Genomic DNA, 24,255 nt, shown 5'->3' on the forward strand with positions numbered 1-24,255 from the left:
TGTCAGCCTTTTCCTGCAAAGGAGGCGACAGGATTTTTTGTCAGTAATTTTTCTGCAATCAACATCAACATGACATTTGGCACAACCAGCATTAAAGAAATAACCGCCGCATTGGGTCGAATAAAGTTATAACCCAGATAAGAATACAGAATGGTAGGGACGGTAATAAAATCGGGTGAGCCAACAATGAAACTTATGGCGAACTCTTCTATTGATAACGTAAAGACAATAATTAATGCAGCAAATATTCCCGGTCTGATGGTGGGCAGGCAGGCCACTAAAAAACGGTTGATCACCGAAGCGCCCATATCTCGTGCTGCATCGAGCGTGTCCTGGCGTATCTGCGAAAATGACAGGGTCAGAATGCGCACGGCATAAGGCATCAAGATAATAATATGCCCCAGCAAAATGCCACCAAACCGGCTGTGAATGCCCGCCACGTTGAGCAACATGGAAAAAAACAGCGCGACGACAAAGCCCGGAACGATAAGCGGCAGTAAGATCGCATTCTGTAAAAGGTGTTTGCCCGTAAACGACATTCTGCCAAACGCCCACGCGGCAGGCAGAGCCAACATCAGCGTGCAGACGGAGACGGTTGCCGCCAGTAAATAGCTGTTCCTGAGCGCCTGGGGTAACGCGGTCGTGGTCCATACCTCCACCCAGCGTCCCAGTGAGAGAACCGGCGGCAGGGCATCTGGCCATGCCCACGGATGGGTTTTATCGACCAGTGACCACAGGACGGTCAACATAAAGGGAATAACCAGCCACAGCATAAACAGGGCGGTGATAAGGATCATCATGACGATTCGCAGCGGGGATAACGTCTCTCTGGCTTTCATTATCTCTGTTCTCCGGCTTGTTGTAGCCACTTCGCCAGGGTGGCAAGCACCACTGCACCGATAAAAGCCGCCAGCATCAAAATTACCGCGACAACGGCCGCAAGATTCCAGCCCTGCGCGCTGATTTCAGGGAAGCGCAGCATGTATTGCGAAAGAGAGAACACGCTGGTTGGCCCCGCAACGACCTGAAATGAAAAGTCACCCAAGGCGCCGATGAAGATCAGCACCAGCGATACCTGAACGGACTTGATAGATAAGGGCAGGATGATCTGTAACAACCGGGCAGTCTTGCCGGCGCCTAAATCCCGCGCGGCATTAAAAATTTCGTCACCAATCGCGCGCAGGCTGCCGGTAATGATAAGCAGCGCATAGGGAAGCTGTTTCCAGACCTGCAAAATAATCACGCCAATTCCCCAGCGGTCATTCTGCATTCTGATGGGGTGCGAGATGATCCCCAGCTTGAGCAAGCCCAGGTTAATAAAGCCCTGCCAGGAAATCAGGTTGATAAACAGCAGCGCAGCCACCAGTCCGTGTACCATCAGCGGGGCTTTGAGTAAGCCGCCCATCAGCATCGAGCCGGGAAACGGCTTTCTCAGCCACAGTGCCAGCGGAAGCGCCAGGGCAACGGACAGCACTGCACTGAGCACGCCGATTCTGAGCGAATAGCCTGTCGCGCGCCACAGCTGGCTGTCATTCAGAATGGTTTGCCAGTACTGAAGCGTGAAGTGCGCCGGTGCGCCAAAATTAAACAGGCCAACGGATTGCGCCAACGCCATGATCACAATCAGCACCAGAGTGATGATGACCGGCGCGACCGCAGGCAGGACCAGCAACCAACAGAGCCTGTTCCGGTTGCGCGTTTTCATGAATAGCTTTCCCGTAAAAAGCGGATCTTGTCTGGCGCAATAGAGAAATTAACGTTGTCACCTTCGCGAATGTGGTTTTTACCGACCAGCTGGATACACCACTGATATTCCGTTTCTTCATGGCCCAGCGGATGAACCTGGAGTTCAGAAAGGTTGCCCAGAAAACTCACCGCACCGATCTCGAAGGCCAGCGTGTTTTTCCCGGCACTGTGTTCGCTGAGTAAGGCATCCTCAGGGCGCCAGAAGGTATAGACCTTGTCCGAGACGGGCGGCACATGGCTATGGATCTCCATTTCGCCCAGTACGCACGCAATGCGATAAATACCGGTGCTGCTGTCGCTATCCACTACGCGGGCTTTCATGACGTTAGCCTGACCGACGAAACCGGCGACAAAGCGGTTTACCGGGGAATAATAGATCTCATCCGGCGTACCGGTTTGCTCAATTTTTCCGGCATTCATGACCACTACAATGTCAGACATCGACAAGGCTTCTGCACGGTCGTGGGTAACATAAATGGCGGTAAACCCATGGGAGCGCTGAAGCTGTCTGATCTCCAGTCGTACCTTGTCGCGTAATTTGGCATCCAGATTTGACAGCGGCTCATCGAACAACACGATTTCCGGACGCACGGCCAGCGCTCTGGCAAGCGCCACGCGCTGCTGCTGACCGCCGGATAACTGCGCGGGCAGTTTAGGCAAATGCGCATTCAGCGATACCTGAGCGGCGGTCTGCGCGACGCGATCGTGAATGTCCGTTTTCGCCATCTTCATTTGCTTGAGGCCAAACCCGATATTTTCAGCAACGGAAAGGTGAGGAAAAAGCGCATAGGACTGAAAGCACATCGCCGTGTCGCGATGTTCAGGTTTTACATGATGCATGTCCTGCTGGTGGATCAGTACTTCGCCACTATCAAGACTGTAAAAGCCGGCAATAACTTTAAGCAGCGTGGTTTTGCCACAGCCAGATGGGCCAAGCAGGGAAACAAATTGTCCTTTTTTGGCCTGCAGTGAAATGCCGTTCAGCGCGACAAAATCGTCGAACGTCAGCATGGCATTGTGTATTTCTAGCGTGTTCACGTTGGGCTGCTCCGTCATATAATGCCAGGGACTTCTTAATTAATGCGAGACGCATAATAATTTGCTGTAGTGAATTTAAGCAATTTCAGACAGGTTAAGAATTTATTAAGTTTTTAAAACCTATATATAACAGCTAAATGAAGGATCACTTTGAAATCGTACGTTTAACGTGCTAACCATTTTAATGCGTTGTGATTAATATTTGAGGCGAAGGACAAGGTTGTTGTATCAGCAAGCGCACAGAGGGCAGGACAGCGGGGGAACGCTGTCCTGAAATGCAGTGATGAGGTAAGCCGGGGGCAATGCGTGGTCAGGCGGGAGTAAAACGAGGGTGAGGGATAAACTGGGCGGAAAGGCGGTTCATTTCAGCCGTACCGACACTAACATGTGTACTGCTTTTTTCCTGTGTGCCGGCAAGATGCGCATCCAGTCCGGCCGCTTTACAGAGTGCATAACCCGCAGAAACGTCCCACATGCTGCTAAAACATTCCTGATAACCGTCAACGTAACCCAGCACGCTAAAGGTTAAACCTACGGTGGCACAGCGATAGCGCACCACATTCCAGCCGTCGTCCCGATAGACCTTTTCAATACAGAGCTGATGGGTGAAATCCCATGATGGACTGTCGCCAATCGCCACGGTTTTCAGCGCCTCGGCAACCACTGGCCGTTCAAAGGGTTCACCATTCAGATAAACCCCTGTCTCTTTGCCGCCGCTCACCATGAGGTTTAATACCGGATGGACGATCACGCCCATAACCGGCTCGCCATCGTGCACATAGCCAACAGAAATCCCCCACAATGACGAGCCGCGCAGGAAGTTACTCGTACCATCGATAGGATCAACAGACCAGTAGCTGGCGCTGAGCTCACCGCCATGCTCTTCCCCAACAACAGAATCCTGTGGGAAATGGTGTTCCAGGCGCTGCCGAATCAGATTTTCCACTTCCCGATCGGCTTCACTGAAGACATCCTGCGGCCTTTTTTCGCAGATCGCTAATTCACTCAGCTGTCTGAAATAGTCAAGAGCCAAAAGTGAAGCCTCTTGTGCGATGCGTTCAGCAACCTTTAAGCGCGTTTCCATTGTTTACCTGATGTATAAGAAGAAGCATGTGAATGAAGACAGAACCCTACGCACATGAAAGTGCCCATCCGGACATAAGGCTCGCTTTTAATATAATGCTCATTGCATGATATTAGAGTGTCTCTCCGTTATGTTTCACTATTATGATGCTTTTATGATCGGGAAAAACCGGGCCGGAGAAGCTGAAAATCAGCACATTTTATTAAAACGTAAAGGCAGGGGCCTTTACTATTCGTCCTGCATAAAAGCATGCTAGGGTATTAACAGAACCCATTATTTAATACGGTGAGGACAACGCTGTGGTTCATGGATATTCCGCTGGTCATGAAGTCGAACTTAATCGCAGTGAAAAACTCATTCTTGAGCTTGTCCGCCGCAACGATGGCATTTCCCGCTCCTCGCTGGTTTCGCAAACCATTCTGAATCAGTCATCTGTTCACCGCATTGTTGATACGCTGACCGAAAACGGCTTTCTCAGCCTGGGGGAATCACCGTCCCAGGGAAGAGGCAAGCCCAGCCCATCGTTATCACTGAATGCGAATGCGCGTTATGGTTACGGCATCTCTATTAACTCAGACAGCGTTGCCGCCAGCCTGATTAATTTCCGGGGCGGTATTACAGAATACTGCGTACTGGATACGCATCCGCGCGATCCTGCCCGTACCTTACTCAATATCAAACATCACTATCTGGATACCTTGAAACAATACGGTATTTCGCCAGACAAAGTCTGTGGTGTGGGATACAGCATGGCGGGCTTTCTTTATGAATCACGAAAGTATTTCAATCCGCCTGAACCTTTAAAAAACTGGATGGGCATCGATCTGCGCCGTGAAATTACTATGTTATTTGATCGACCAGTATGGATTGAAAATAACGCCACAACGGCGGCGCACGCTGAAGCCTTTTTAGGCGCCGGGCTGAAATACGATACCTTTGGCTATCTCTCTTTTAATTATGGTTTTGGCGGTGGCATCGTGATTAACGGTAAACCGTTCCAGGGTGCGTTTGGAAATGCGGGGGAGATCAGCCGTATTTTTACGCCGGAAGAGGGCAAGCTGCGCCCGGCCCTGGGGATCTTGATCGATCGGTTACGTAACGGCGGTATTGAAATTAAAGATATTCGCGATCTCAATCATAAATTCGATCCGGCCTGGCCGATTGCGCAACAGTGGGTAGAAGACGTCACGCCAAACCTGCATCGGGCAATGGATGCCATGAATGCGGTGATCGATCCCGGAGCCATCATATTAGGGGGCGAGATTCCCCGTAAGCTGGGCGAAATGTTTTTAGCCATGCCGCGCATCAGTTCGGGTAAACGCTGGAACATTTCTGCGGAATATCCGGATATTCTGCTGAGCGAGATCGAAGGGGACAGTTCGGCGCTGGGGGCGGCGTTGACGCCGCTGCGGGAGACCTATTTTAATTGAGGCTGCTGCCCGCAGACCACAGGGTCAGCGGGCAGCGCTACGTTATGCGCGTAAGCGGATTAACGCATCGTCACAAACTCTTCTGCCGCCGTCGGGTGAATCGCCACGGTGTTATCAAAGTCTTTCTTGGTCGCGCCCATTTTCAACGCCACCGCAAAGCCCTGCAGCATCTCGTCCATTCCGCCGCCGATGCCGTGAATACCCACAATCTTCTCCTCCGGGCCGACGCAGACTAACTTCATGCGGCACGGCTGGCGATGTTGGGTCACCGCGGTATACATTGCGGTAAAGGACGATTTGTAGACTTTTACCTGGTCATCACCGTACTGCTCGCGCGCCTGCGGCTCCGTCAGGCCCACGGTGCCGATCGGCGGATGGCTGAACACCACGGTAGGAATATTGCTGTAATCCAGGTGCTCATCGGGTTTGTTATTAAACAACCGCTCAGACAGGCGACGACCTGCCGCCACCGCTACCGGCGTCAGCTCAACGGCGCCGGTGTTATCACCAACGGCATAAACGCCTGGCACGTTGGTATTCTGGAATTTATCGACCTTGATATAGCCTTTTTCATCCAGCGAAACGCCCGCCGCCTCGATATTCAGGCTGTCGGTTTCCGGCACCCGGCCAATCGCCCAGACCAGGCAATCCACGGTGTATTCACTGCCATTTTCCAACTGCAGCGTCAGGCTACCATCGGCATTTTTCACGACGGCTTTTGGTGTCGCCTCGGTATGCAGCGTTGGGCCTTCCGCGTTCATGACCTCAACCAGCGTATCGGTAATCAGCGGATCAAAGCTGCGCAGCGGGGCATGTTTACGGACGAATAAATGGGTTTCCGAGCCCAGCGCATTGACCACGCCTGCCAGCTCAACCGCGATATAACCGGCACCGATCACCGCGGTCCGTTTTGGCAGCGCATCAAGTTCAAAGAAGCCATCTGAATCAATTCCGTATTCCGCTCCGGGGATAGAGGGATGGCTCGGACGTCCCCCGGTGGCGATCAAAATATGGTCGGCCGTAATGGTTTCGCCATTGACTTCAACGGTATGCGCATCAATAAAACGGGCAAAACCGGTGATGACATCGACCTTATTTTTCCCCAGAACATTGTCGTATGATTGGTGAATACGGTCGATGTAGGCGCTGCGGTTTTTGACCAGCGTGCCCCAGTCGAAGCGGTTTACCGTGGTATCAAAACCATAATCAGGCCCGTAAAGATGAATGGCCTCGGCGATTTGCGCGGCATGCCACATGACTTTTTTCGGCACACAGCCTACGTTGACGCAGGTTCCGCCCAGCGCTTTGGCTTCTATCAAGGCACACTTCTGGCCATAGCTTGCTGCACGGTTAATCGAAGCAATACCGCCGCTGCCGCCGCCGATGGCGAGATAGTCATAATGTCGGGTCATTGAAGTATCATCCGGTTACATGGAAATTGATATAGAGTGTAACGCCGCAGGGCACGGTGTCGCAAAAATTGCGCCTATGATTGTAACAGGCCATATTTTTCCACTACTTACAGAGAAGCATAGCATGCACCTGACTTTTCTTGGCACGGGCGGTGGCGCGCCCAGCTTGCAGCGTAACGTCACCGCCATTGCCTTCACCCGGGCAAGCAGTGGCGACACCTGGCTGTTTGACTGTGGTGAAGGCACTCAGCTTCAGTTTATGCGATCCGATCTTAAACCCGGCAAGCTCGATAAAATCTTTATTACCCATTTGCACGGTGACCATATTTTTGGCCTGCCGGGCCTGCTCACCAGCCGTTCAATGGCCGGGCTGACCACGCCGATGACGGTTTACGGCCCAAAAGGACTGAAAGCCTTTGTTGATAGCGCACTTTCCCTGTCCAGCTCGTACACCGACTATCCGCTTGAGGTGAGCGAGATTGCGGCGGGCGAGGTGCTGGATGATGGCGAGTTTCGTGTCACGGCCTGGCCGATGAATCACACTATTGACTGCTTTGGCTATCGTATTGAACAGCGAGACAAGCCCGGCTTTCTGGATGCCGCACGTCTCAAAGCGGAAGGTGTGCCCCGTGGCCCTTGGTATCAACAGCTGAAGCAGGGAGAAAGTATCACGCTGGAAGATGGACGCACCATTGATGGCGCGGCGTATTTGGGGCCGTCCACTAAAGGAAAAACCCTGGCGATTTTTGGCGATACGGCGCCCACCGAGGTGGCGTTACAGCTGGCGGCCAATGTGGATGTGATGGTGCACGAAACCACGCTGGAGGATGCGCTGGCGGAAAAAGCCAACGGGCGCGGTCACTCAACTACCGTGCAGGCCGCTACAGTAGCAAAGCAGGCCGGTGCAAAACGGATGATCGCCACGCATTTTAGCTCACGCTATCTCGCCAGAGACATGACGCGTTTGCTGGCAGAGTGCCAGGCCATTTTCCCCGAAACCGAGATGGCGTATGACCTGGCCGTCTTTACGCTGTAACGACTAATGCATCAGTGCCGGGTAGGTAAACAACAACAGATGAACCATGTTGAGTGCAAAATGGCAGGCTGTTGCCAGCCAAAGCCGGCCGCTCCAGTGCCAGACCAGGCCATAAATTAGCCCGGCCAGCCCGGCAAATATCATCAGCAGTACGCCGCCGGACGCATGCGCCAGGCCAAACAGCAAGGCGGTGGCCACCAGGGCGATTGTGCCGCCCCATTTCTGGCGCAGCCGCTGCTGTAGATAGCCACGAAAAAATGCTTCTTCTGCCAGCGAGACAAAAAACAGGTTGGCCAGTGCGAACGCGCCCAGCCAGTCAGGCAGGTGTGGCTCAAATGCCAGCCCACCCAGCCCTACCGCGCTGACTAACAGCAGCGGAATCGCCGCCACGGGTACCAGCCATAACAGAGGCGTGGGCGGTGGGTGCGCCTCAGCTTTGAACAGCGTCGGCATACAGGCCAGCAACAGGAAGGGGATCAGGGCTTTGTCAAAATTAAACGAAAAAGAGAAGGGCAGGCTGCGTGCGCCTACCTGAACGGCATCGATTTGACGCGGATTGTTAAAGCCGGGAATAACATGCAGCAGCAGCGCAGCGGCCATCACGACCAGGAGCACCTCGCTTATGCCCTGCCACACGCGACTGCGGCGATCGTAAATACGAAACGCGACCAGCGCTGCCACCGCAGCAAAAACGAGGGTAACGGGCCAGTCCAGCACGTTCTGGTACACACCCAGAGCCGTTGCCAGTGCCAGCAGTAACAGAGAGAGGCGTTTCGCCGGTTGCAGAGCCGCCAGGGCGCCTGCCAGAATAATCCACATAAAAATGACCTGCGATATCACGCCGCCGTAACTGAACCGGCGACGCTAAACGGGAAAGGCGTTATTCAGGAACGATCTGGTTTACGCTGAAATGACCTGTACCTGCCGGTACCAGTTTCTGGTGTAACCACGGCAGCAGCGTATTCATCTGATCGGCCAGCTTCCAGGGGGGATTGATCACAATCATGCCGGAGGCGGTCATCCCGCGCTGATCGCTGTCAGGACGCACAGCCAGTTCAATTTGCAGGATATTTCGAATGCCGGTCGCCTGCAGATCGCGCAGCATATGCTTGATTTGCTGACGCATGACAACCGGATACCACAGGGCATAAACGCCGGTGCCAAAGCGCTTGTGGCCTTCCTGAATGCCTTTGACGACCGCCTGGTAATCACTCTTCATTTCATAAGGTGGATCGATCAGCACCAGCCCACGGCGTGAAAGCGGGGGCAGCTTTGATTTTAACTGCTGATAGCCATCGGCCTTTTCAACGCGCGCGCGGCTGTCTTTACTGAACTCAGTGCGCAGCATGGGAAAATCGCTGGAATGCAGCTCGGTCAGTTGAATCTTATCTTCCGGGCGAAGCAAGTGGCGGGCGATCAGTGGGGAGCCTGGATAGTAACGCAGCGTTCCACTGCGGTTCAGGGCATGAATCGCATCAAAATAGGGTTGCAGCAGTGCGGGCGCATCCGGCTGCTGCCAGATGCGTCCAATGCCTTCCAGATATTCGCCGGTACGCTCTGCATGCTCGCCGCTCAGTTGATAACGTCCTGCGCCTGCATGTGTATCAAGATAGAAAAACGGTTTTTCTTTCTCTTTCAGGGCGGTGATGATGAGGCTTTGTACGGTGTGCTTAAGCACATCGGCATGGTTGCCGGCGTGAAAACTGTGGCGATAACTCAGCATAAAAAAGGGGATTTCCGCGGTTGAAGCTAAAAATAGTGATATTGGCCCGATTATACCGACAGACGGGAATAATTGCTGGCATTTCGCGCATCCGTCGCCCGTGAAGCCGGTTTTCCCTGTTCAGACCGCTTTACACTTTGCATAGCAATCTGCCACAGGCTGTTAACCTCCGTTACGTATTCAGCGACAGGAAAGTGATAGCCTGTTTTGTCCTCAGCTATGATTGATCTCATTGTCAGAAGGATCACTATTCGCACCATTGTTGAAATCACCGTCGGTCGCGCCATTGATTTTCGTGATATCCGACCGCATGTTAATTAAATTGCGTCGCGCGAGCCGTCGCGCCCCACACATTGTTAAAGGACTGCGCTATGACCAATCCGTTACTCACCTCGTTCACACTTCCCCCGTTTTCAGCGATTAAGCCTGAACATGTGGTGCCCGCCGTAACCGACGTTTTGAATGAATGCCGCGCAATGGTGGAAAAAGTGGTGGCGCAAGGCGCACCTTACACCTGGGATAACCTGGTTCAGCCGCTGGCAGAAACCGATGACCGCCTGAGCCGTATCTTTTCACCGGTCAGCCATCTGAACTCTGTTAAAAACAGTCCGGAACTGCGCGAAGCCTACGAACAAACGCTGCCGCTGCTGTCTGAATACAGTACTTGGGTGGGCCAACACGAAGGGCTTTATCAGGCCTACCGCGATCTGAAAGAAGGCAGTCATTATGCTTCGCTGGATCAGGCAAAGCAGAAAGCGGTCGATAACGCACTGCGTGATTTTGAGCTTTCCGGTATCGGTCTGGAAAAAGACAAGCAGCAGCGTTACGGCGAAATTGCCGCGCGTCTTTCCGAGCTGGGCTCGGCCTACAGTAACAACGTGCTTGATGCCACAATGGGCTGGAGCAAGCTGATTACGGACGAAAGCGAGCTGGCGGGCATGCCGGAAAGCGCGCTGGCCGCAGCGAAAGCCCAGGCGGAAGCCAAAGGGCAGGAAGGCTGGTTACTGACGCTGGATATCCCCAGCTATCTGCCGGTCATGACCTATTGCGATAATGCCGCGCTGCGCGAAGAGATGTACCGCGCCTATTCGACCCGCGCCTCCGATCAAGGCCCTAACGCGGGTAAATGGGATAACGGTCCGATTATGGCGGAAGAGCTGGCGCTGCGGCACGAGCTGGCGCAGCTGCTGGGCTTCGACTCCTTCGCGGATAAATCCCTGGCCACCAAGATGGCACAGAGCCCGGCACAGGTGATCGATTTCCTGAACGATCTGGCCGATCGCGCCCGTCCACAGGGTGAGAAAGAGCTGGCGCAGCTGCGCGCTTTTGCGCAGAAAGCGTTCGGCGTAGAAACCATGAACCCATGGGATCTCAGCTACTACGGCGAAAAGCAGAAGCAGCATCTTTATACCATCAGCGATGAACAGCTGCGCCCTTACTTCCCGGAGTCGCGTGCAGTGTCCGGCCTGTTTGAAGTGGTGAAGCGCATTTACGGTATTACCGCGAAAGAGCGCACTGACGTCGATGTTTACCATCCGGATGTCCGCTTCTTTGATCTGTTCGATGAAAGCGGCGAGCTGCGCGGCAGTTTCTATCTCGATCTCTATGCTCGCGAACACAAACGCGGCGGCGCATGGATGGACGACTGCGTGGGCCAAATGCGTAAAGCGGACGGGAGCCTGCAAAAACCGGTGGCTTACCTGACCTGTAACTTCAACCGTCCGGTAAGCGGCAAGCCTGCGCTGTTTACGCATGACGAAGTGATTACCCTGTTCCACGAGTTCGGTCACGGCCTGCACCATATGCTGACGCGCATCGAGGCGGCGGGCGTGTCCGGCATTAATGGCGTGCCATGGGACGCCGTGGAACTGCCTAGCCAGTTCATGGAGAACTGGTGCTGGGAGCCGGAAGCACTGGCGTTTATTTCGGGGCACTACGAAACCGGTGAGCCACTGCCTAAAGAACTGTTGGATAAAATGCTGGCGGCGAAAAACTACCAGGCGGCGCTGTTTATCCTGCGCCAGCTGGAGTTCGGCCTGTTCGACTTCCGCCTGCATACCGAATTCAATCCGGAAAAAGGTGCACAGATTCTCGAAACCCTGCGCGAAGTGAAAAGCAAAGTCGCCGTGGTCCCCAGCCCGGAGTGGGGACGTTTCCCTCATGCCTTCAGCCATATCTTTGCCGGTGGCTATGCAGCGGGCTATTACAGCTATCTGTGGGCTGATGTGCTGGCAGCCGATGCCTATTCGCGCTTTGAAGAAGAGGGGATTTTCAACCGGGAAACCGGGCAGTCCTTCCTCGACAATATTCTGACGCGCGGCGGGTCAGAAGAACCGATGGAGCTGTTTAAACGCTTCCGCGGCCGTGAACCACAGCTGGATGCCATGCTGGAACACTACGGTATTCAGGGATAAGCCGTACGTGAAAATCTGTTTGCTTGATGAGACAGGCGCCGGTGACGGCGCCTTACCTGTTTTAGCCGCACGCTGGCAACTGACGCACTGTGATGACGCCGCGCTGGCGCTGGTGAAGACCGCCACACATCTTGAACTGCGCAAACGGGATGAGCCCAAACTGGGGGGCATCTTTGTGGATTTCGCCTCCGGTGCCCTGGCACATCGACGTCGTTTTGGCGGTGGCCGCGGTGAAGCCGTCGCGAAAGCGGTGGGGATAAAAGGGACCTACCTGCCCGATGTGGTGGACGCCACCGCCGGATTAGGACGGGATGCTTTTGTGCTGGCCGCGCTGGGCTGTCGGGTTCGCATGCTGGAGCGCCATCCGGTGGTGGCCGCACTGCTGGAGGACGGGCTGACGCGTGGCTATGAAGATGCAGAAATTGGCGGCTGGCTGCGCGAACGCCTGACGCTGATTCATGCTTCCAGCATTCAGGCTCTGACCGATATTACCCCGCAGCCGGACGTGGTATATCTCGATCCTATGTATCCCCATCGGCAAAAAAGCGCCATGGTAAAAAAAGAGATGCGGGTCTTTCAGTCGCTGGTGGGGGCGGATGAAGATGCCGACGCACTGCTGGCACCGGCTCGCCGTCTGGCAAAGAAACGTATTGTGGTGAAGCGTCCCGACTACGCGCCACCGCTGGCCGGTGTTGCCACGCAGTCTGCGGTGGTCACCAAAAGCCACCGCTTCGATATCTATCCGCCTCTGTCTTAATCGTGGTTTTAAGCCGGTCGGCACCTCAGTCGCACCGGCTTAACGCTCGCGAATTATTCATCCTCTTCGTCACGCAGCGGCACAATCAGCATGTCGATGTGCACGGTATTGATCAACTGGCGGGCAGACGACATCAGCTTGCTCCAGAAGTCCTGATGATGACCGCACACCACCATGTCCACATCGTATTTCTTAATCGCATCCACCAGCACCTGCCCCAGGTCGCCACTGCCGCTCAGGGTTTCGGTGATAGGGTAGCCCGCGGCATCGGACAGGCTTTTTAGCGCCAGATGCGTTTCCTCAGAAATACGCTTTTGCATATCTCCGAGGTTGACATCAATCAGGCCGGTGTAGAGATCCGAGTAATTAACATCGACATGAATCAGCGAGATTTTTGCGTCGTAAGGGCGCGCGAGTGAGACAGCTTTATCCACTAACAACTGGCTTTCTGGCGAAAGATCGACTGCAATCAGGATATGTTTATAAGCCATGATATAACTCCTTCCACGAGATTCAGAATGGCAGCGGTTTCCAGACGCGTCACAGTTGCGAAATCCATTGCGCGAACGGGCGATGAGCGCCACCGAGATGATTAATGTACAGCACAGGCGATGATGTTGTTATACCTGAAAGTATAGCCCTGTGTGTTAACAAATGCTTCTGAAGCCGCCTGGGTTGTGAATAAGATCAATGATGAACGATTTTTACTCGTATAAAACGAAAATCCTCGCTGGTAAAAAATTGAACATTTCTCCTAAACTGGAAAAAGCAGCCTGCGTCACACGGTTGCTACTTTTCTGATGATTCAAAATAAAACTACAAATCGCTTTATGGGGTTGTTGGCTAATTCTGCAGGGACTGTTCAACAGGGTGCGCGCTCAGTACCCTGCTGCGGTGCCGGTAAGGAGGATGACATGATCAGCACTATCGCGCTTTTTTGGGCTCTTTGTGTGGTATGTATTGTGAATATGGCGCGCTATTTCTCATCGCTGCGTGCGCTGTTGGTGGTTCTGCGTGGCTGTGATCCGCTGCTTTATCAGTATGTTGATGGCGCGGGGTTTTTCACATCCCATGGTCAGCCCGGCAAGCAGGTGCGGCTGGTGCGTTACATTTGGGCTAGGCGCTATCTTGATCATCATGACGACGAATTCATTCGCCGGTGTGAGCGGGTGAGAGGTCTGTTTATCTTAACCAGTTCACTGTGTGGATTGGTGATTATTAGCCTGATTGCGCTGGCCATCTGGCATTAAAAAGGGCGACCGAAGTCGCCCTGGTATGCCGCCGAATCAGATGAGTTTCAGCGCTATCCAGTAGAGCGAACCCGATAACAAAATACAGACCGGCAGGGTAAATACCCACGCCATGGCGATGTTTTTGATGGTTTTGCTCTGCAAGCCGCCGCCGTCAACCAGCATGGTGCCGGCAACGGAAGAAGAGAGGATGTGCGTGGTGGAGACCGGCATGCCGGTGTAGCTGGCGATGCCTATCGACACGGCCGCCGTCACCTGCGCAGACATGCCCTGCGCATAGGTCATGCCCTTCTTACCAATTTTCTCACCGATGGTGGTGGCCACGCGACGCCAGCCGATCATGGTGCCGACGCCTAATGCCAGCGCAACCGCCATGATGATCCATACCGGCGCGTACTCAATGGTGTTCAACAGATCGCCTTTGAGCTTGCCCAGGAAACGTTTATCGTCTGGAGAGGTTTCCGGCAGCTTCGCCGCTTTATCGGCGGTGTCGGAAATACACAGCAGCAGGCGACGCATCTGACTACGCTGCTCGACGGACAGATCGCTGTAGCTTTGCAGGTTGTTCAGCAGCAACTGAGCACGTTGCACGGCCTGCAGCGCACGTGCACTGTCGCAATGAAACTCTGTCGATGATACCGGCGCCACTTCTTCCGGCGTAGGCAGCTTAGGCGGCGCCATCTCGATGATGTGGTTCAGTGAGGCCTGGTGCTGTTGATAATACTGCTCAAGATGATTGACCGCGTCCCGTGTACGCGTAATGTCATAACCCGATGCGTTCATATTCACCACGAAGCCGGCTGGCGCAACGCCTATCAGAACCAGCATGATCAGGCCAATGCCTTTCTGCCCGTCGTTCGCACCGTGTGAATAACTGACACCAATGGCGGAGATAATCAGTGCCGTGCGCGTCCAGAAAGGCGGTTTTTTCTTGCCATCAATCTTCTCGCGATCGGCGGGCGTCATATGAATACGCGCACGCTTTTTGGTGTTACTCCAGTAACGGCGGAGAAGAAAGATTAGGCTGCCCGCTATCACCAGTCCGACAATAGGGGAAAGAATCAGAGACAGGAAAATATTCAGCACTTTCGGGATGTTAAGCGCATCAACGACCGATGTGCCGCTCATCAACGCGTTCGTCAGGCCAATGCCGATAATCGCGCCGATTAAGGTATGGGAACTGGACGCGGGCAGGCCCAAATACCAGGTACCCAGGTTCCAGATAATCGCCGCCAGCAGCATGGAAAAGACCATGGCGAGACCGTGGGCCGATCCGACATTCAGCAGCAGATCGGTAGGCAGCATATGCACGATAGCGTAAGCCACGCTTAATCCGCCGAGCAATACACCAAAGAAGTTGAAGACGCCTGCCATTAAAACGGCAAGCTGCGCCCGCATGGCACGGGTATAGATGACCGTCGCAACCGCGTTGGCCGTATCATGAAAGCCGTTAATTGCTTCGTAAAACAATACAAACAGCAGAGCAAGTATCAGTAACAGGCCGGTGCTAAGATCTAGACCAGCAAACAGATGTAGCATAGACGTTACGCCATTTTTGGAGGACATGAACGCGGCGCATTATCCGCGACAACATGCTGTCTGGGAAAGGAAAATATAGTCATGATTTGGACTAAAAGTGTCAATTAACCCGGTGAACAGATACAAAAGCTATAAAAATTAGCTGGTTACATTGTGACATATTTACGGCAAAATTTTGACACTGGCATCCACAGGAGCAGATCACTACAATCTGCCCCTCTCTTACCAGGTGGGCAAAAGCAGTGGAACAGTTTGACGTTATCGTAATTGGGGCAGGCGCTGCAGGGCTTTTTTGTGCTGCGCAGGCCGGACAGCGTGGTCGCCGCGTATTACTGCTGGATAACGGCAAGAAGCCGGGACGCAAGATTTTGATGTCGGGCGGTGGGCGCTGCAATTTCACCAATCTCTACACTGAACCGGCCGCCTACCTGTCGAATAATCCCCACTTTTGTAAGTCGGCCCTCGCGCGCTATACCCAATGGGATTTTATCGATCTGGTGAATCGCCACGGTATCGCCTGGCATGAGAAAACCCTGGGGCAGCTGTTTTGCGATGATTCTGCCCAGCAGGTGGTCGATTTATTAATGGCCGAATGTGACAAAGGTGGTGTCACCGTTCGGCTGCGCAGCGAAATACTGAGCGTAACCCGGGATGATGCGGGCTACAGCCTGCAGCTCAACGGCAGCGCGGTTCAGGCTGAGAAGCTGGTCATTGCCAGTGGCGGCCTTTCCATGCCGGGCCTGGGTGCATCACCGTTTGGCTATAAAATTGCTGAGCAGTTTGGGCTGAAGGTGCTGCCCACGCGCGCGGCGCTGGTGCCCTTTACCTTACATAAACCACTCCTGGAACAGTTGCAGACGCTGTCAGGCGTTGCGCTGGATACGACCATTGCGGCAAAGGACGGCACCCTGTTCAAAGAGGCGATGTTGTTCACCCACCGCGGCCTGTCCGGCCCGGCAGTGTTGCAGATTTCCAGCTACTGGCAGCCGGGCGAATGCCTCACTGTGGACCTCTCTCCGGCCACCCGTCTTGAGGATTTCCTGACGATTCAACGTGAGGCGCATCCGAATCTGAGCCTGAAAAACAGCCTGGCGAAAATTCTGCCCAAGCGCCTGGTGGAGGTCCTACAGGATATGAACGTCGTGCCGGATGTGACGCTGAAGCAACTTAACCGCAAGCAGCAAACAGAGCTGGTGCAGACGCTGCATGGCTGGCAGGTTCAGCCTAACGGCACCGAAGGTTATCGCACCGCCGAAGTGACCCTCGGTGGCGTTGATACTACTCAACTGTCATCGAAGACGATGGAAGCGCGGGACGTACCGGGGCTGTATTTTATCGGTGAGGTGGTGGACGTGACCGGCTGGCTCGGCGGCTATAATTTCCAGTGGGCCTGGAGTTCGGCCTGGGCCTGCGCCCAGGCGCTGTAAGGTCGCCATCTCGCCCTGCACTCAGGCATAACGCGAAACCGCATAGTCCGCATGGGCAATCTCGGGCGGTTTGCCTGAAATCACATCACTCAACAGCTGGCCGGAGCCGCAGGCCATCGTCCAGCCCAGCGTACCGTGGCCGGTATTCAGCCACAGGTTGCTGAAATGTGTATGGCCGACGATGGGCGTGCCATCAGGCGTCATGGGACGTAACCCGGTCCAGAAGGTTGCCTGCTCAACGCGACCGCCACGGGGATAAAGGTCGTTCACTACCATCTCAAGTGTTTGCCGTCTGGCAGGCAGCAGGGTGTTGCTGTATCCCACAATTTCCGCCATACCGCCCACGCGAATGCGATCATCAAAGCGCGTAATGGCAATTTTGTAGGTTTCATCCAGCACCGTGGACACCGGCGCGGCGGACGCATCGGCAATGGGGATCGTCAGCGAGTAGCCTTTGAGTGGGTAAACCGGAACAGACATGAGTGGCCGGAGTAATGGCGTGGAGTATGAACCCAGCGCCATGACGTATCCGTCCGCCGTCAGCGTTTCGCTACCACAGGTCATACCGCTGATCCTGTCTCCCTGTGTCAGCAGCGCATCCACGGTGGTGTTAAAGCGAAAGTCGACGCCCGCCTCGCGCGCCATTGCCGCAAGCCGCTGGGTAAATAACTGGCAATCGCCGGTTTCGTCATTAGGCAGTCGCAGCCCGCCGGTCAGCTTATGCTTAACCGCCGCCAGCGCCGGTTCAACCTCGGCCAGTTGTGAGGCTTCCAGCAGTTGATAAGGAACGCCGGCGTCCTGCAACACGGCGATGTCGCGTGCCGCATTGTCAAACTGCTGAGCGGTGCGAAACAGCTGCAGCGTGCCGCCCTGACGCCCTTCATATTCAATGCCCGTGCTGGCCCGCAGTGCTCTGATGCAGTCCCGGCTGTACTCTGCCAGCCTGACCATTCTGGCCTTATTTTCGGCGTAACTCTGCGGATTGCAGTTTTTCAGCATTTGCATCATCCAGGCAAGCTGAAAACGTGAGCCATCCGGGCGCACGGAAAGGGGAGCATGACGCTGTACCATCCATTTCACCGCCTTTAAGGGAACGCCCGGCGCGGCCCAGGGCGCGGCATAGCCTGGGGAAATTTGCCCGGCATTGGCCGCGCTGGTGCCTAATGCCGGACCGGCTTCTTTATCAATCACGGTCACCTGATGTCCGGCCTGCTGCAGATACCAGGCGGTTGTTACGCCCACGACACCACTGCCGAGTACAATAATTTTCATGTTGATCGTTATCCTGCATGCGTTATCGATCAATGGCGCAGGCGTTGCCTGGGCCATCTGTTCTCGTTGTGGCTTATGCCTGAACCCGGTTTTGTGCCTGCCAGCATCGCACCGCGCTGCCCTTTTCCTGCGACAGGAGTAACTGAGGCGCCTCGCAGCCGCTGGTGGCTTGCGGACAGCGATCGCGGAAATAGCATCCCGTTGGCAGGTGGCGGTTACCCGGTAGCTCGGTGTTCACAGGCGCGCCATCCAGCACTGCGCCGATGCGCGGCACGGACGCCATCAGTAGCTGGGTATAAGGATGTTGCGGGGCGTCCAGGACGCGCTGTGTTTCACCCAGCTCCACAATTTGTCCCAGATACATGACTGCAACGCGATCGCTCATATGGCGCACGACCGACACGTTGTGCGATATCAGGATATAGGTCAGGTTTTGCTGTTTTTGCAGTTCTACCAGCAGATTCAGAATCTGCGCCTGAACAGAAATATCCAGTGCCGAGGTCGGTTCATCCAGCACGATAATATCGGGCTGCGATGACAGGGCCCGGGCAATCGCGATGCGCTGACGCTGGCCGCCGGAAAACGCATGCGGCGGACGGTCCAGATATTCGGGGCGAATACCGACCTGGTGAGCCAGTGATTCCGCCAACGCGCGCCGCGCTTTTTCTGAAGCACGCGACTGAATCCACACCGGCTCGGTGATAATGCGCCAGACGGGCAGGCGGGGGTCGAGTGAAGAGAGCGGATCCTGAAACACCATTTGCATGCGACGTCCCCGGTTATCGGCAGGCGCTGTTGCCAGTTCGAGCTGGCCTGAGGTTGGGCAGAGCATGCCCATCAACAGTTTCGCCAGGGTGCTTTTTCCACAGCCGGATTCGCCAACAATCCCCAGCGTTTCTCCCTGCCTGACCTCCATATCCAGGCCATTCAGCGCATGGACCTGTTCCGTGACTTTGCCGCGCCAGTTCTTTTTGGCCGGGAAGGTGACATGTACGTTTTGCAGCGTAAGCAGAGCGTCAGACATGCTGCGCCTCCTGTTGTGGATACCAGCAGGCAACCTGCTGCGCGGCGTTGTCGGTAGTATGCAAGCGCGGCGTGGTGGTGCAGCGTTCTCCTGCCGCAAAACAGCGATCGCGAAAGGCACAGCCTGCGGGTAAACAGGCCAGATTAGGCACGGTGCCGGAAATGGATGCCAGCGGAGCACGCGGTTCAATCGCGTCAGGCGAGCAGGCCAGCAGACCAATGGAATAGGGATGGCGTGGTGAACGCAGCACGGTTTCAGTGACGCCGCTTTCAATGACGGACCCGGCATACATAACGTAGATCCGATCGCACAGCTGTGAAACCACAGCCATATCGTGACTGATAAACAGCACGGCGGTGCCGGTCGCTTCGGCTTTTTGTTTCAACAGGCGCAGTACCTGCCGCTGAACGGTAACATCCAGTGCGGTCGTGGGTTCATCCGCAATCAGCAGGTCTGGCTCACAGGAAAAGGCCAGGGCAATCATGACGCGCTGACGCATTCCGCCTGACAGTTCAAAGGGATAGCGCTCCATAACGTTCTTCGCATCCGCAATTTGCATATCGCCCAGCAGCGTAAGCGCCCGGGCTTTTGCCTCACGGACAGACAGAGGACGATGCTGTCTGATCACATCGACCATCTGTTTGCCAATGCGGCGGGTCGGATTCAGCGCGGTCATGGGCTCCTGAAAAATCATGGCAACACGATTGCCGCGCATTTTGCGCATGTCCACTTCACTGGCGGCGAGGACATCCTGACCCGCCAGCTCCAGCCTGCCGCCTTTGATGTGATAGCTGTGTTCCGGAATGAGCCGCATCGCCAGCATGGCGGTGACGGATTTCCCCGAACCTGATTCGCCGACAACGCCCACAATCTCGCCGCGATTGATGTGCATTGATACGCTATTCAGCACGTTCACCTCTCCCTGATAAACCGGGAAGCTGAGACGTAAATCCTCGATCGTCAGAATTCTTTCTTGCATCAGTTACGTCCTCCCGCTTTGGGGTCCAGCAGGTCCTGGATGCCATCGCCAAACAGATTGAATCCCACCGCTGTGATCAAAATCGCGGCCCCGGGAAAGGTGCAGTACCACCACTGGTCAAGAACATAGTTACGTCCGTTAGCCACCATTGCCCCCCATTCCGCCGTCGGTTGCTGAGCGCCCAGCCCGATAAAACCCAACGTGGCCGCCATCAAAATGGCGCTGCCAATATCCAGGGAGGCCTGCACCACCAAGGGCGGCAGAGCATTGCGCAGGATATGCCAGCTAATCAGGTGCCAGCGCGAAGCACCGAACGTTTTTGCCGCTTCAACAAAGGTATGCTGTTTGACGATTAACGTCTGACCGCGCGCCAGCCGGACATAGAAAGGGATGCGCACAACGGCGATAGCCAGCATGGCGTTGAACAGGCTCGGCCCCAGCGCGGCAGCCAGCGCCATGGTCAGTACCAGAGAAGGAATAGACAGCATGATGTCCATCAGGCGCATAATTATCGCATCGCTGCGGCCACCTAATACGCCGGACAGACAGCCCAGTAACGAGCCGCTTATGCCAGCCAGCAGCACGACCGCCAGCCCTGCTGCGACCGACTGCTGGCTCCCCACCAGGACACGGCTGAACAGATCCCGGCCCACCTCATCAGTCCCGAACCAGTGCGCGGCACTGGGTGGCTGGAGGCGATCGGTCAGGCTAATGGCGTTGGGATCGTGCGGCACAATCCACGGTGAAAACACCATTAATCCCAGCATCAGCGTGATGATGGCGGCACCCAACAGGGTCAGAGGGCTTTTACTTAGCATCCACAGGCGGCGTTTCCAGGCGAACAGGCTGGGTTTTACCTGACGCACGGCGGGCTGCTCTTGCGTTATCATCATGTTCTACGCTCCCCGACCCATTCGCGGGTCAATCCACAGATAAAGAAGATCCACGAACAGGTTTACCAGCACGTAAGCAAAGGAAACCACGATGGCGAAGCCCATCACCGCCGGGAAATCAAGCGCCTGAATAGAAGACACCACATACGCGCCCATACCTGGCCAGGCAAACACGGTTTCGGTTAATACTGCACCATACAGCAGGTCGCCTAATGCCAGGCCCAGTACGGTTACGGAGGGAATCAGGGCATTGGGCAGGGCATAGCGCACGACGATAGTCCATTTCGGCAGCCCGCTGGCCAGCGCGGTACGAATATAGTCTTCGCTCAACTGCTCCAGCATGGCCGAGCGAATCTGGCGCGCCACAATGCCAAGGTGAACAAAGGCCAGGGTGGTGGCAGGCAGGATCAGATGCTGAAGCGCATTAAAGAAGACTTCGATGTTGCCTTCCAGCAGGGCATCGATCAGATAGAAGCCGGTAACGCGCGTAGGGGGATCGAGCCAGTCATCCAGCCGTCCGCCGCCGGGCAGCAGGTTTAACTTGCCATAGAACAGCACGATCGCCCCCAGGCCCAGCCAGAAGGCCGGTGTGGAAATCCCGGTCAGCGCCAGCAGACGAACCAGATGATCGAGCCAGCGGTTACGATACACCGCAGAGAGCACGCCCAGCGGCACGCCAACGAGCAGGGCGATGGTCAGGGCACAAAAGGCCAGTTCCAGAGTCGCGGGAAAAAACGCCCGCAGATCGTCCAGGACCGGGCGACCTGTCCGGATAGAGGTGCCCAGGTCGCCATGTAACAGCTGCTCCACATAACGGATAAATTGTCGCCATAACGGTAAATCCAGCCCCAACTGCTGACGGATGTGCTGGACGATTTCATCACTGGCGCGGTCGCCCGCCAGCAGCCTGGCAGGATCCCCGGGAATAAGATGCGAAATAATAAATGTAATGACGCAGACGCCGGCGACCACCAACAGCAGTCCCCAGCTACGCTGTCTTAATAAACTCCAGTAACTCATCATGTCTTCCTCAGCAGGGCCAGGCAGGCCCTGCATGAACGGGCGTGAGCGGTGTTATTCTTTATGCATGGTGGCGATGTTAAATATTTGCTCGAGCATCGGGTTAAACACGTAGCCTTTAACCGATTTGTTCATCGCAACCTGATAATTTTTCTGGAATAAGTAAACGTAAGCTGCATCGTTAATCACGATATTTTGCGCTTGCTGGTAATCGGCAGTCCGCTCAGCCTGATTCGTGGTCGATACCGCTTTTTTCAGCAGCGCATCGACTTCAGGGTTGGAATAAAAGGAGCGGTTACCCGGCAGGCCTTTTTTGTCTGACGCAAACCAGTAATTCATAAACATGTAGGGATCAGCGAAGTCCGGGCTCCAGTTACCAATCGCGATGTCATAGTCTGCTTTACCGATGCGCTCACGCATGGTGGCGTTGGCCAGTTTTTCCAGCTTCACATTGATGCCAATAGCCTGAAGGTTGGCCTGCATCGACAGGGCAATCGGCTCCCAGTTGGGATCGTTGTCAGAATAGAGGAACGACAGCGACTGTGGTTTAGTGGCCACTTTATCCATCTCCGCTTTGGCTTTCGCAAGATTAAAGCTGTACTGCATGGCCTTGGCATCGTAGCCCCACATGCCTTCCGGAATCGGTCCACGCATCTGTTTACCGTTGCCGCCCAGAATGCCCTGCACCATTCCCTGATAATCGGTGGCCCAGGAGATCGCTTTGCGCAAATCGGGCTGGTTCAGTGGCGGTTTACTGTTGTTGAGATAGAGATAGGTCACGCGCAGAGCGGGATAATCCCGCACTGCCACCTCATTTTGCTTTTTCAGGGCGGCAAACTGGTCCATCGGCAGGGCGTCCGCAATGTCCACATCACCTTTTGCCAGCTGCAGGCGTCGGGCCGAACTTTCACTGATAATCTTTACGGACACGCGCTTAAAGGCAGGCTTAGGTCCGGAGAAATGTGGATTCGGCACCAGCACAAGCTGCTGACCTTTCTGCCAGCGCTGCAGCATGTAGGCGCCAGAGCCCGCGGTATGGTCGGCCAGATAACTGCGCGCGTCGTCAGCGGCATTCGCTTTCAGCACGGCAGGGTTGATGATGGAAGCGCCGTCGTTAGCGAGAGTGTAAAGGAAAGGCGCAAACGGCGTCTTCAGTGTGAAGCGCACGGTAAGCGGGTCCACGACCTCAACGTTGAGATCGGACGGGAACGCTTCTGAAGGCCCCTGCTTAATGCGCAGCAGGCGCTCAAACGACAGCTTAACGGCCTCCGCGTTAACGGCTGACCCATCCGCAAACGCGGCGCCGGGACGTAATTTAAACGTCCACACCTTTCCGTCCTCGCTGCTCTGCCAGCTTTCTGCCAGATCGCCTTCAACGTCCGTCGAACCCTTCCCATCCTCGGTTTTGTATTTGATCAATCGTTGGTAGGCAGGATAGGTAACGGTCCAGTCGTTATTATCGATAGTCACGGCAGGATCAAGCGTCTGGGGATCGGCAGCTTTACCTATCACCAACATGTCTTTGGGAACCGCCGCCAGGACGGATGTCGTGGTGGCTGCAAGGGTCATGGCCAGTAACAAAGGGCGAAAATAGCCGGGTGCTGTGTGCGTCATTTTCATGGTAATACTCCGTCAGTCTGGGCTGGGGATATGCAGGTAAAAACATCATTGAGCAGCGGATAACGGGCCGCTTCCGGTAATTCGAAATGCCACCATTCCGTGGCAATGCCAGTGAAGCCGCCGCCAAACATCACGGCATTAAGCAGCAGCCTGTTACGTTGAGCCGTTAGCGGTACGTCGGGATGATAGGGATGGGACAACGCCTGCATTTCATCGAATCCGGTACCCATATCCAGGATCTGACCTTCGGCATCGACCAGCGTGACGTCAATGGCGGTACCACGACTATGGTTGGATCCTTGCGATAAAGGCACCACGTAATTCTGATCGGGGCAGGCGTGCCACAGCAGCTCCTGGGCTTTTTGCGGGCGATAGGCGTCCAGCACCAGCAGACTCAATCCGGCCACTTTTGCGATCGCGATGCTTTTCGCCAGCGCGCTGACCGCATCGGGGTGCAGCAGACAGCGGGCGACGCTGTAGATGGGCTTTCCTGTGATGTTATCGGCGGTGGCATATTTCAGGTCGATAGTGAGCGCGGGAAAGGCCGCTGCAATATCGACCAACTCTGTTTCCTGCATCATGCTGTAATCC

22 protein-coding genes are annotated in these 24,255 nt (G+C 55.0%); 6 read left to right on the forward strand and 16 right to left on the reverse strand.

Features of this window, described 5'->3' with window-relative positions:
- Positions 1-2: 2 nt before the first annotated feature.
- The 4 genes from NXS97_RS14190 to NXS97_RS14205 form a co-directional block, all read right to left on the reverse strand.
- The gene (locus NXS97_RS14190) at positions 3-839 is read right to left on the reverse strand and encodes an ABC transporter permease (RefSeq protein ID WP_014594835.1); all 837 of its coding nucleotides are present in this window, start codon (positions 837-839) and stop codon (positions 3-5) included.
- Positions 839-1,705, reverse strand: coding sequence for an ABC transporter permease (locus NXS97_RS14195; protein WP_014594834.1), 867 nt, complete (start codon positions 1,703-1,705; stop codon positions 839-841). Before NXS97_RS14195 ends, NXS97_RS14190 begins: the two co-directional genes overlap by 1 nt.
- Positions 1,702-2,802 carry an ABC transporter ATP-binding protein gene (locus tag NXS97_RS14200; protein ID WP_014604801.1) on the reverse strand — a complete coding sequence of 367 codons (1,101 nt, stop codon included), beginning with the start codon at positions 2,800-2,802 and terminating at the stop codon, positions 1,702-1,704. Before NXS97_RS14200 ends, NXS97_RS14195 begins: the two co-directional genes overlap by 4 nt.
- A gap of 292 nt (positions 2,803-3,094) precedes the next feature.
- Positions 3,095-3,868: an inositol monophosphatase family protein gene (locus NXS97_RS14205; RefSeq protein ID WP_116220163.1), complete on the reverse strand. Its 774-nt coding sequence runs from the start codon at positions 3,866-3,868 to the stop codon at positions 3,095-3,097.
- A 299-nt stretch (positions 3,869-4,167) separates the two neighbouring features.
- Between NXS97_RS14205 and NXS97_RS14210 the strand changes: the two genes are divergently transcribed.
- The gene (locus tag NXS97_RS14210) at positions 4,168-5,298 is read left to right on the forward strand and encodes an ROK family transcriptional regulator (protein WP_014604803.1); all 1,131 of its coding nucleotides are present in this window, start codon (positions 4,168-4,170) and stop codon (positions 5,296-5,298) included.
- A gap of 59 nt (positions 5,299-5,357) precedes the next feature.
- Here the strand turns inward: NXS97_RS14210 and gorA are convergent, their stop codons facing one another.
- Positions 5,358-6,710: a glutathione-disulfide reductase gene (gene gorA / locus NXS97_RS14215; protein WP_116220162.1), complete on the reverse strand. Its 1,353-nt coding sequence runs from the start codon at positions 6,708-6,710 to the stop codon at positions 5,358-5,360.
- A gap of 124 nt (positions 6,711-6,834) precedes the next feature.
- On the opposite strand from gorA, the gene rnz reads away from it, so the two are divergent.
- Complete coding sequence (gene rnz, locus NXS97_RS14220; protein WP_116220161.1) at positions 6,835-7,746, forward strand: ribonuclease Z; 912 nt, start codon at positions 6,835-6,837, stop codon at positions 7,744-7,746.
- Between the two features lie 3 nt (positions 7,747-7,749).
- On the opposite strand, the gene NXS97_RS14225 is transcribed toward rnz, so the two are convergent.
- Both NXS97_RS14225 and NXS97_RS14230 read right to left on the reverse strand, forming a co-directional pair.
- Positions 7,750-8,565 (reverse strand): CPBP family intramembrane glutamic endopeptidase, encoded by an 816-nt coding sequence (locus NXS97_RS14225; protein WP_019106357.1) that lies wholly within the window; start codon positions 8,563-8,565, stop codon positions 7,750-7,752.
- 61 nt (positions 8,566-8,626) lie between these two features.
- Positions 8,627-9,469, reverse strand: coding sequence for a 23S rRNA (adenine(2030)-N(6))-methyltransferase RlmJ (locus NXS97_RS14230; protein ID WP_013027606.1), 843 nt, complete (start codon positions 9,467-9,469; stop codon positions 8,627-8,629).
- Between the two features lie 371 nt (positions 9,470-9,840).
- Between NXS97_RS14230 and prlC the strand changes: the two genes are divergently transcribed.
- Together prlC and rsmJ are read left to right on the forward strand one after the other, a co-directional pair.
- Complete coding sequence (gene prlC, locus NXS97_RS14235) at positions 9,841-11,883, forward strand: oligopeptidase A (RefSeq protein ID WP_029569250.1); 2,043 nt, start codon at positions 9,841-9,843, stop codon at positions 11,881-11,883.
- Between the two features lie 7 nt (positions 11,884-11,890).
- Positions 11,891-12,640, forward strand: coding sequence for a 16S rRNA (guanine(1516)-N(2))-methyltransferase RsmJ (rsmJ, locus tag NXS97_RS14240; protein ID WP_014604807.1), 750 nt, complete (start codon positions 11,891-11,893; stop codon positions 12,638-12,640).
- Between the two features lie 53 nt (positions 12,641-12,693).
- Here rsmJ and uspA read toward each other — a convergent pair whose 3' ends face one another.
- Positions 12,694-13,131 carry a universal stress protein UspA gene (gene uspA, locus NXS97_RS14245; RefSeq protein WP_014604808.1) on the reverse strand — a complete coding sequence of 146 codons (438 nt, stop codon included), beginning with the start codon at positions 13,129-13,131 and terminating at the stop codon, positions 12,694-12,696.
- A gap of 423 nt (positions 13,132-13,554) precedes the next feature.
- Here uspA and uspB point away from each other — a divergent pair, with 423 nt between their 5' ends.
- A complete protein-coding gene (gene uspB / locus NXS97_RS14250) occupies positions 13,555-13,890 on the forward strand; it encodes a universal stress protein UspB (RefSeq protein WP_014604809.1) in 336 nt (111 codons plus the stop codon).
- Between the two features lie 36 nt (positions 13,891-13,926).
- Here uspB and pitA read toward each other — a convergent pair whose 3' ends face one another.
- Positions 13,927-15,429: an inorganic phosphate transporter PitA gene (pitA, locus tag NXS97_RS14255; protein WP_128574381.1), complete on the reverse strand. Its 1,503-nt coding sequence runs from the start codon at positions 15,427-15,429 to the stop codon at positions 13,927-13,929.
- A 242-nt stretch (positions 15,430-15,671) separates the two neighbouring features.
- Between pitA and NXS97_RS14260 the strand changes: the two genes are divergently transcribed.
- Positions 15,672-16,856: an NAD(P)/FAD-dependent oxidoreductase gene (locus NXS97_RS14260; protein ID WP_112900600.1), complete on the forward strand. Its 1,185-nt coding sequence runs from the start codon at positions 15,672-15,674 to the stop codon at positions 16,854-16,856.
- Positions 16,857-16,877: 21 nt separating this feature from the next.
- Here the strand turns inward: NXS97_RS14260 and NXS97_RS14265 are convergent, their stop codons facing one another.
- The 7 genes from NXS97_RS14265 to ddpX form a co-directional block, all read right to left on the reverse strand.
- On the reverse strand, positions 16,878-18,128 hold the full coding sequence (locus tag NXS97_RS14265; RefSeq protein ID WP_022622536.1) for a D-amino acid dehydrogenase: 1,251 nt from the start codon (positions 18,126-18,128) through the stop codon (positions 16,878-16,880).
- A gap of 73 nt (positions 18,129-18,201) precedes the next feature.
- The gene (locus NXS97_RS14270) at positions 18,202-19,152 is read right to left on the reverse strand and encodes an ABC transporter ATP-binding protein (protein ID WP_042678017.1); all 951 of its coding nucleotides are present in this window, start codon (positions 19,150-19,152) and stop codon (positions 18,202-18,204) included.
- A complete protein-coding gene (locus NXS97_RS14275) occupies positions 19,145-20,131 on the reverse strand; it encodes an ABC transporter ATP-binding protein (RefSeq protein WP_013027597.1) in 987 nt (328 codons plus the stop codon). Before NXS97_RS14275 ends, NXS97_RS14270 begins: the two co-directional genes overlap by 8 nt.
- A complete protein-coding gene (ddpC, locus tag NXS97_RS14280) occupies positions 20,131-21,024 on the reverse strand; it encodes a D,D-dipeptide ABC transporter permease (RefSeq protein WP_015699362.1) in 894 nt (297 codons plus the stop codon). The genes NXS97_RS14275 and ddpC overlap by 1 nt, the downstream gene beginning before the upstream one ends.
- 3 nt (positions 21,025-21,027) lie before the next feature.
- Positions 21,028-22,044, reverse strand: a complete 1,017-nt coding sequence (locus tag NXS97_RS14285; RefSeq protein WP_041457851.1) for an ABC transporter permease — start codon at positions 22,042-22,044, stop codon at positions 21,028-21,030.
- A 54-nt stretch (positions 22,045-22,098) separates the two neighbouring features.
- Positions 22,099-23,664: an ABC transporter substrate-binding protein gene (locus tag NXS97_RS14290; protein ID WP_112900599.1), complete on the reverse strand. Its 1,566-nt coding sequence runs from the start codon at positions 23,662-23,664 to the stop codon at positions 22,099-22,101.
- On the reverse strand, positions 23,661-24,245 hold the full coding sequence (ddpX, locus tag NXS97_RS14295; protein ID WP_019106364.1) for a D-alanyl-D-alanine dipeptidase: 585 nt from the start codon (positions 24,243-24,245) through the stop codon (positions 23,661-23,663). The genes NXS97_RS14290 and ddpX overlap by 4 nt, the downstream gene beginning before the upstream one ends.
- Between the last annotated feature and the right edge of the window lie 10 nt (positions 24,246-24,255).

The organism is Pantoea sp. B623 (genome assembly GCF_024814475.1).
GTDB lineage: Bacteria > Pseudomonadota > Gammaproteobacteria > Enterobacterales > Enterobacteriaceae > Pantoea > Pantoea ananatis.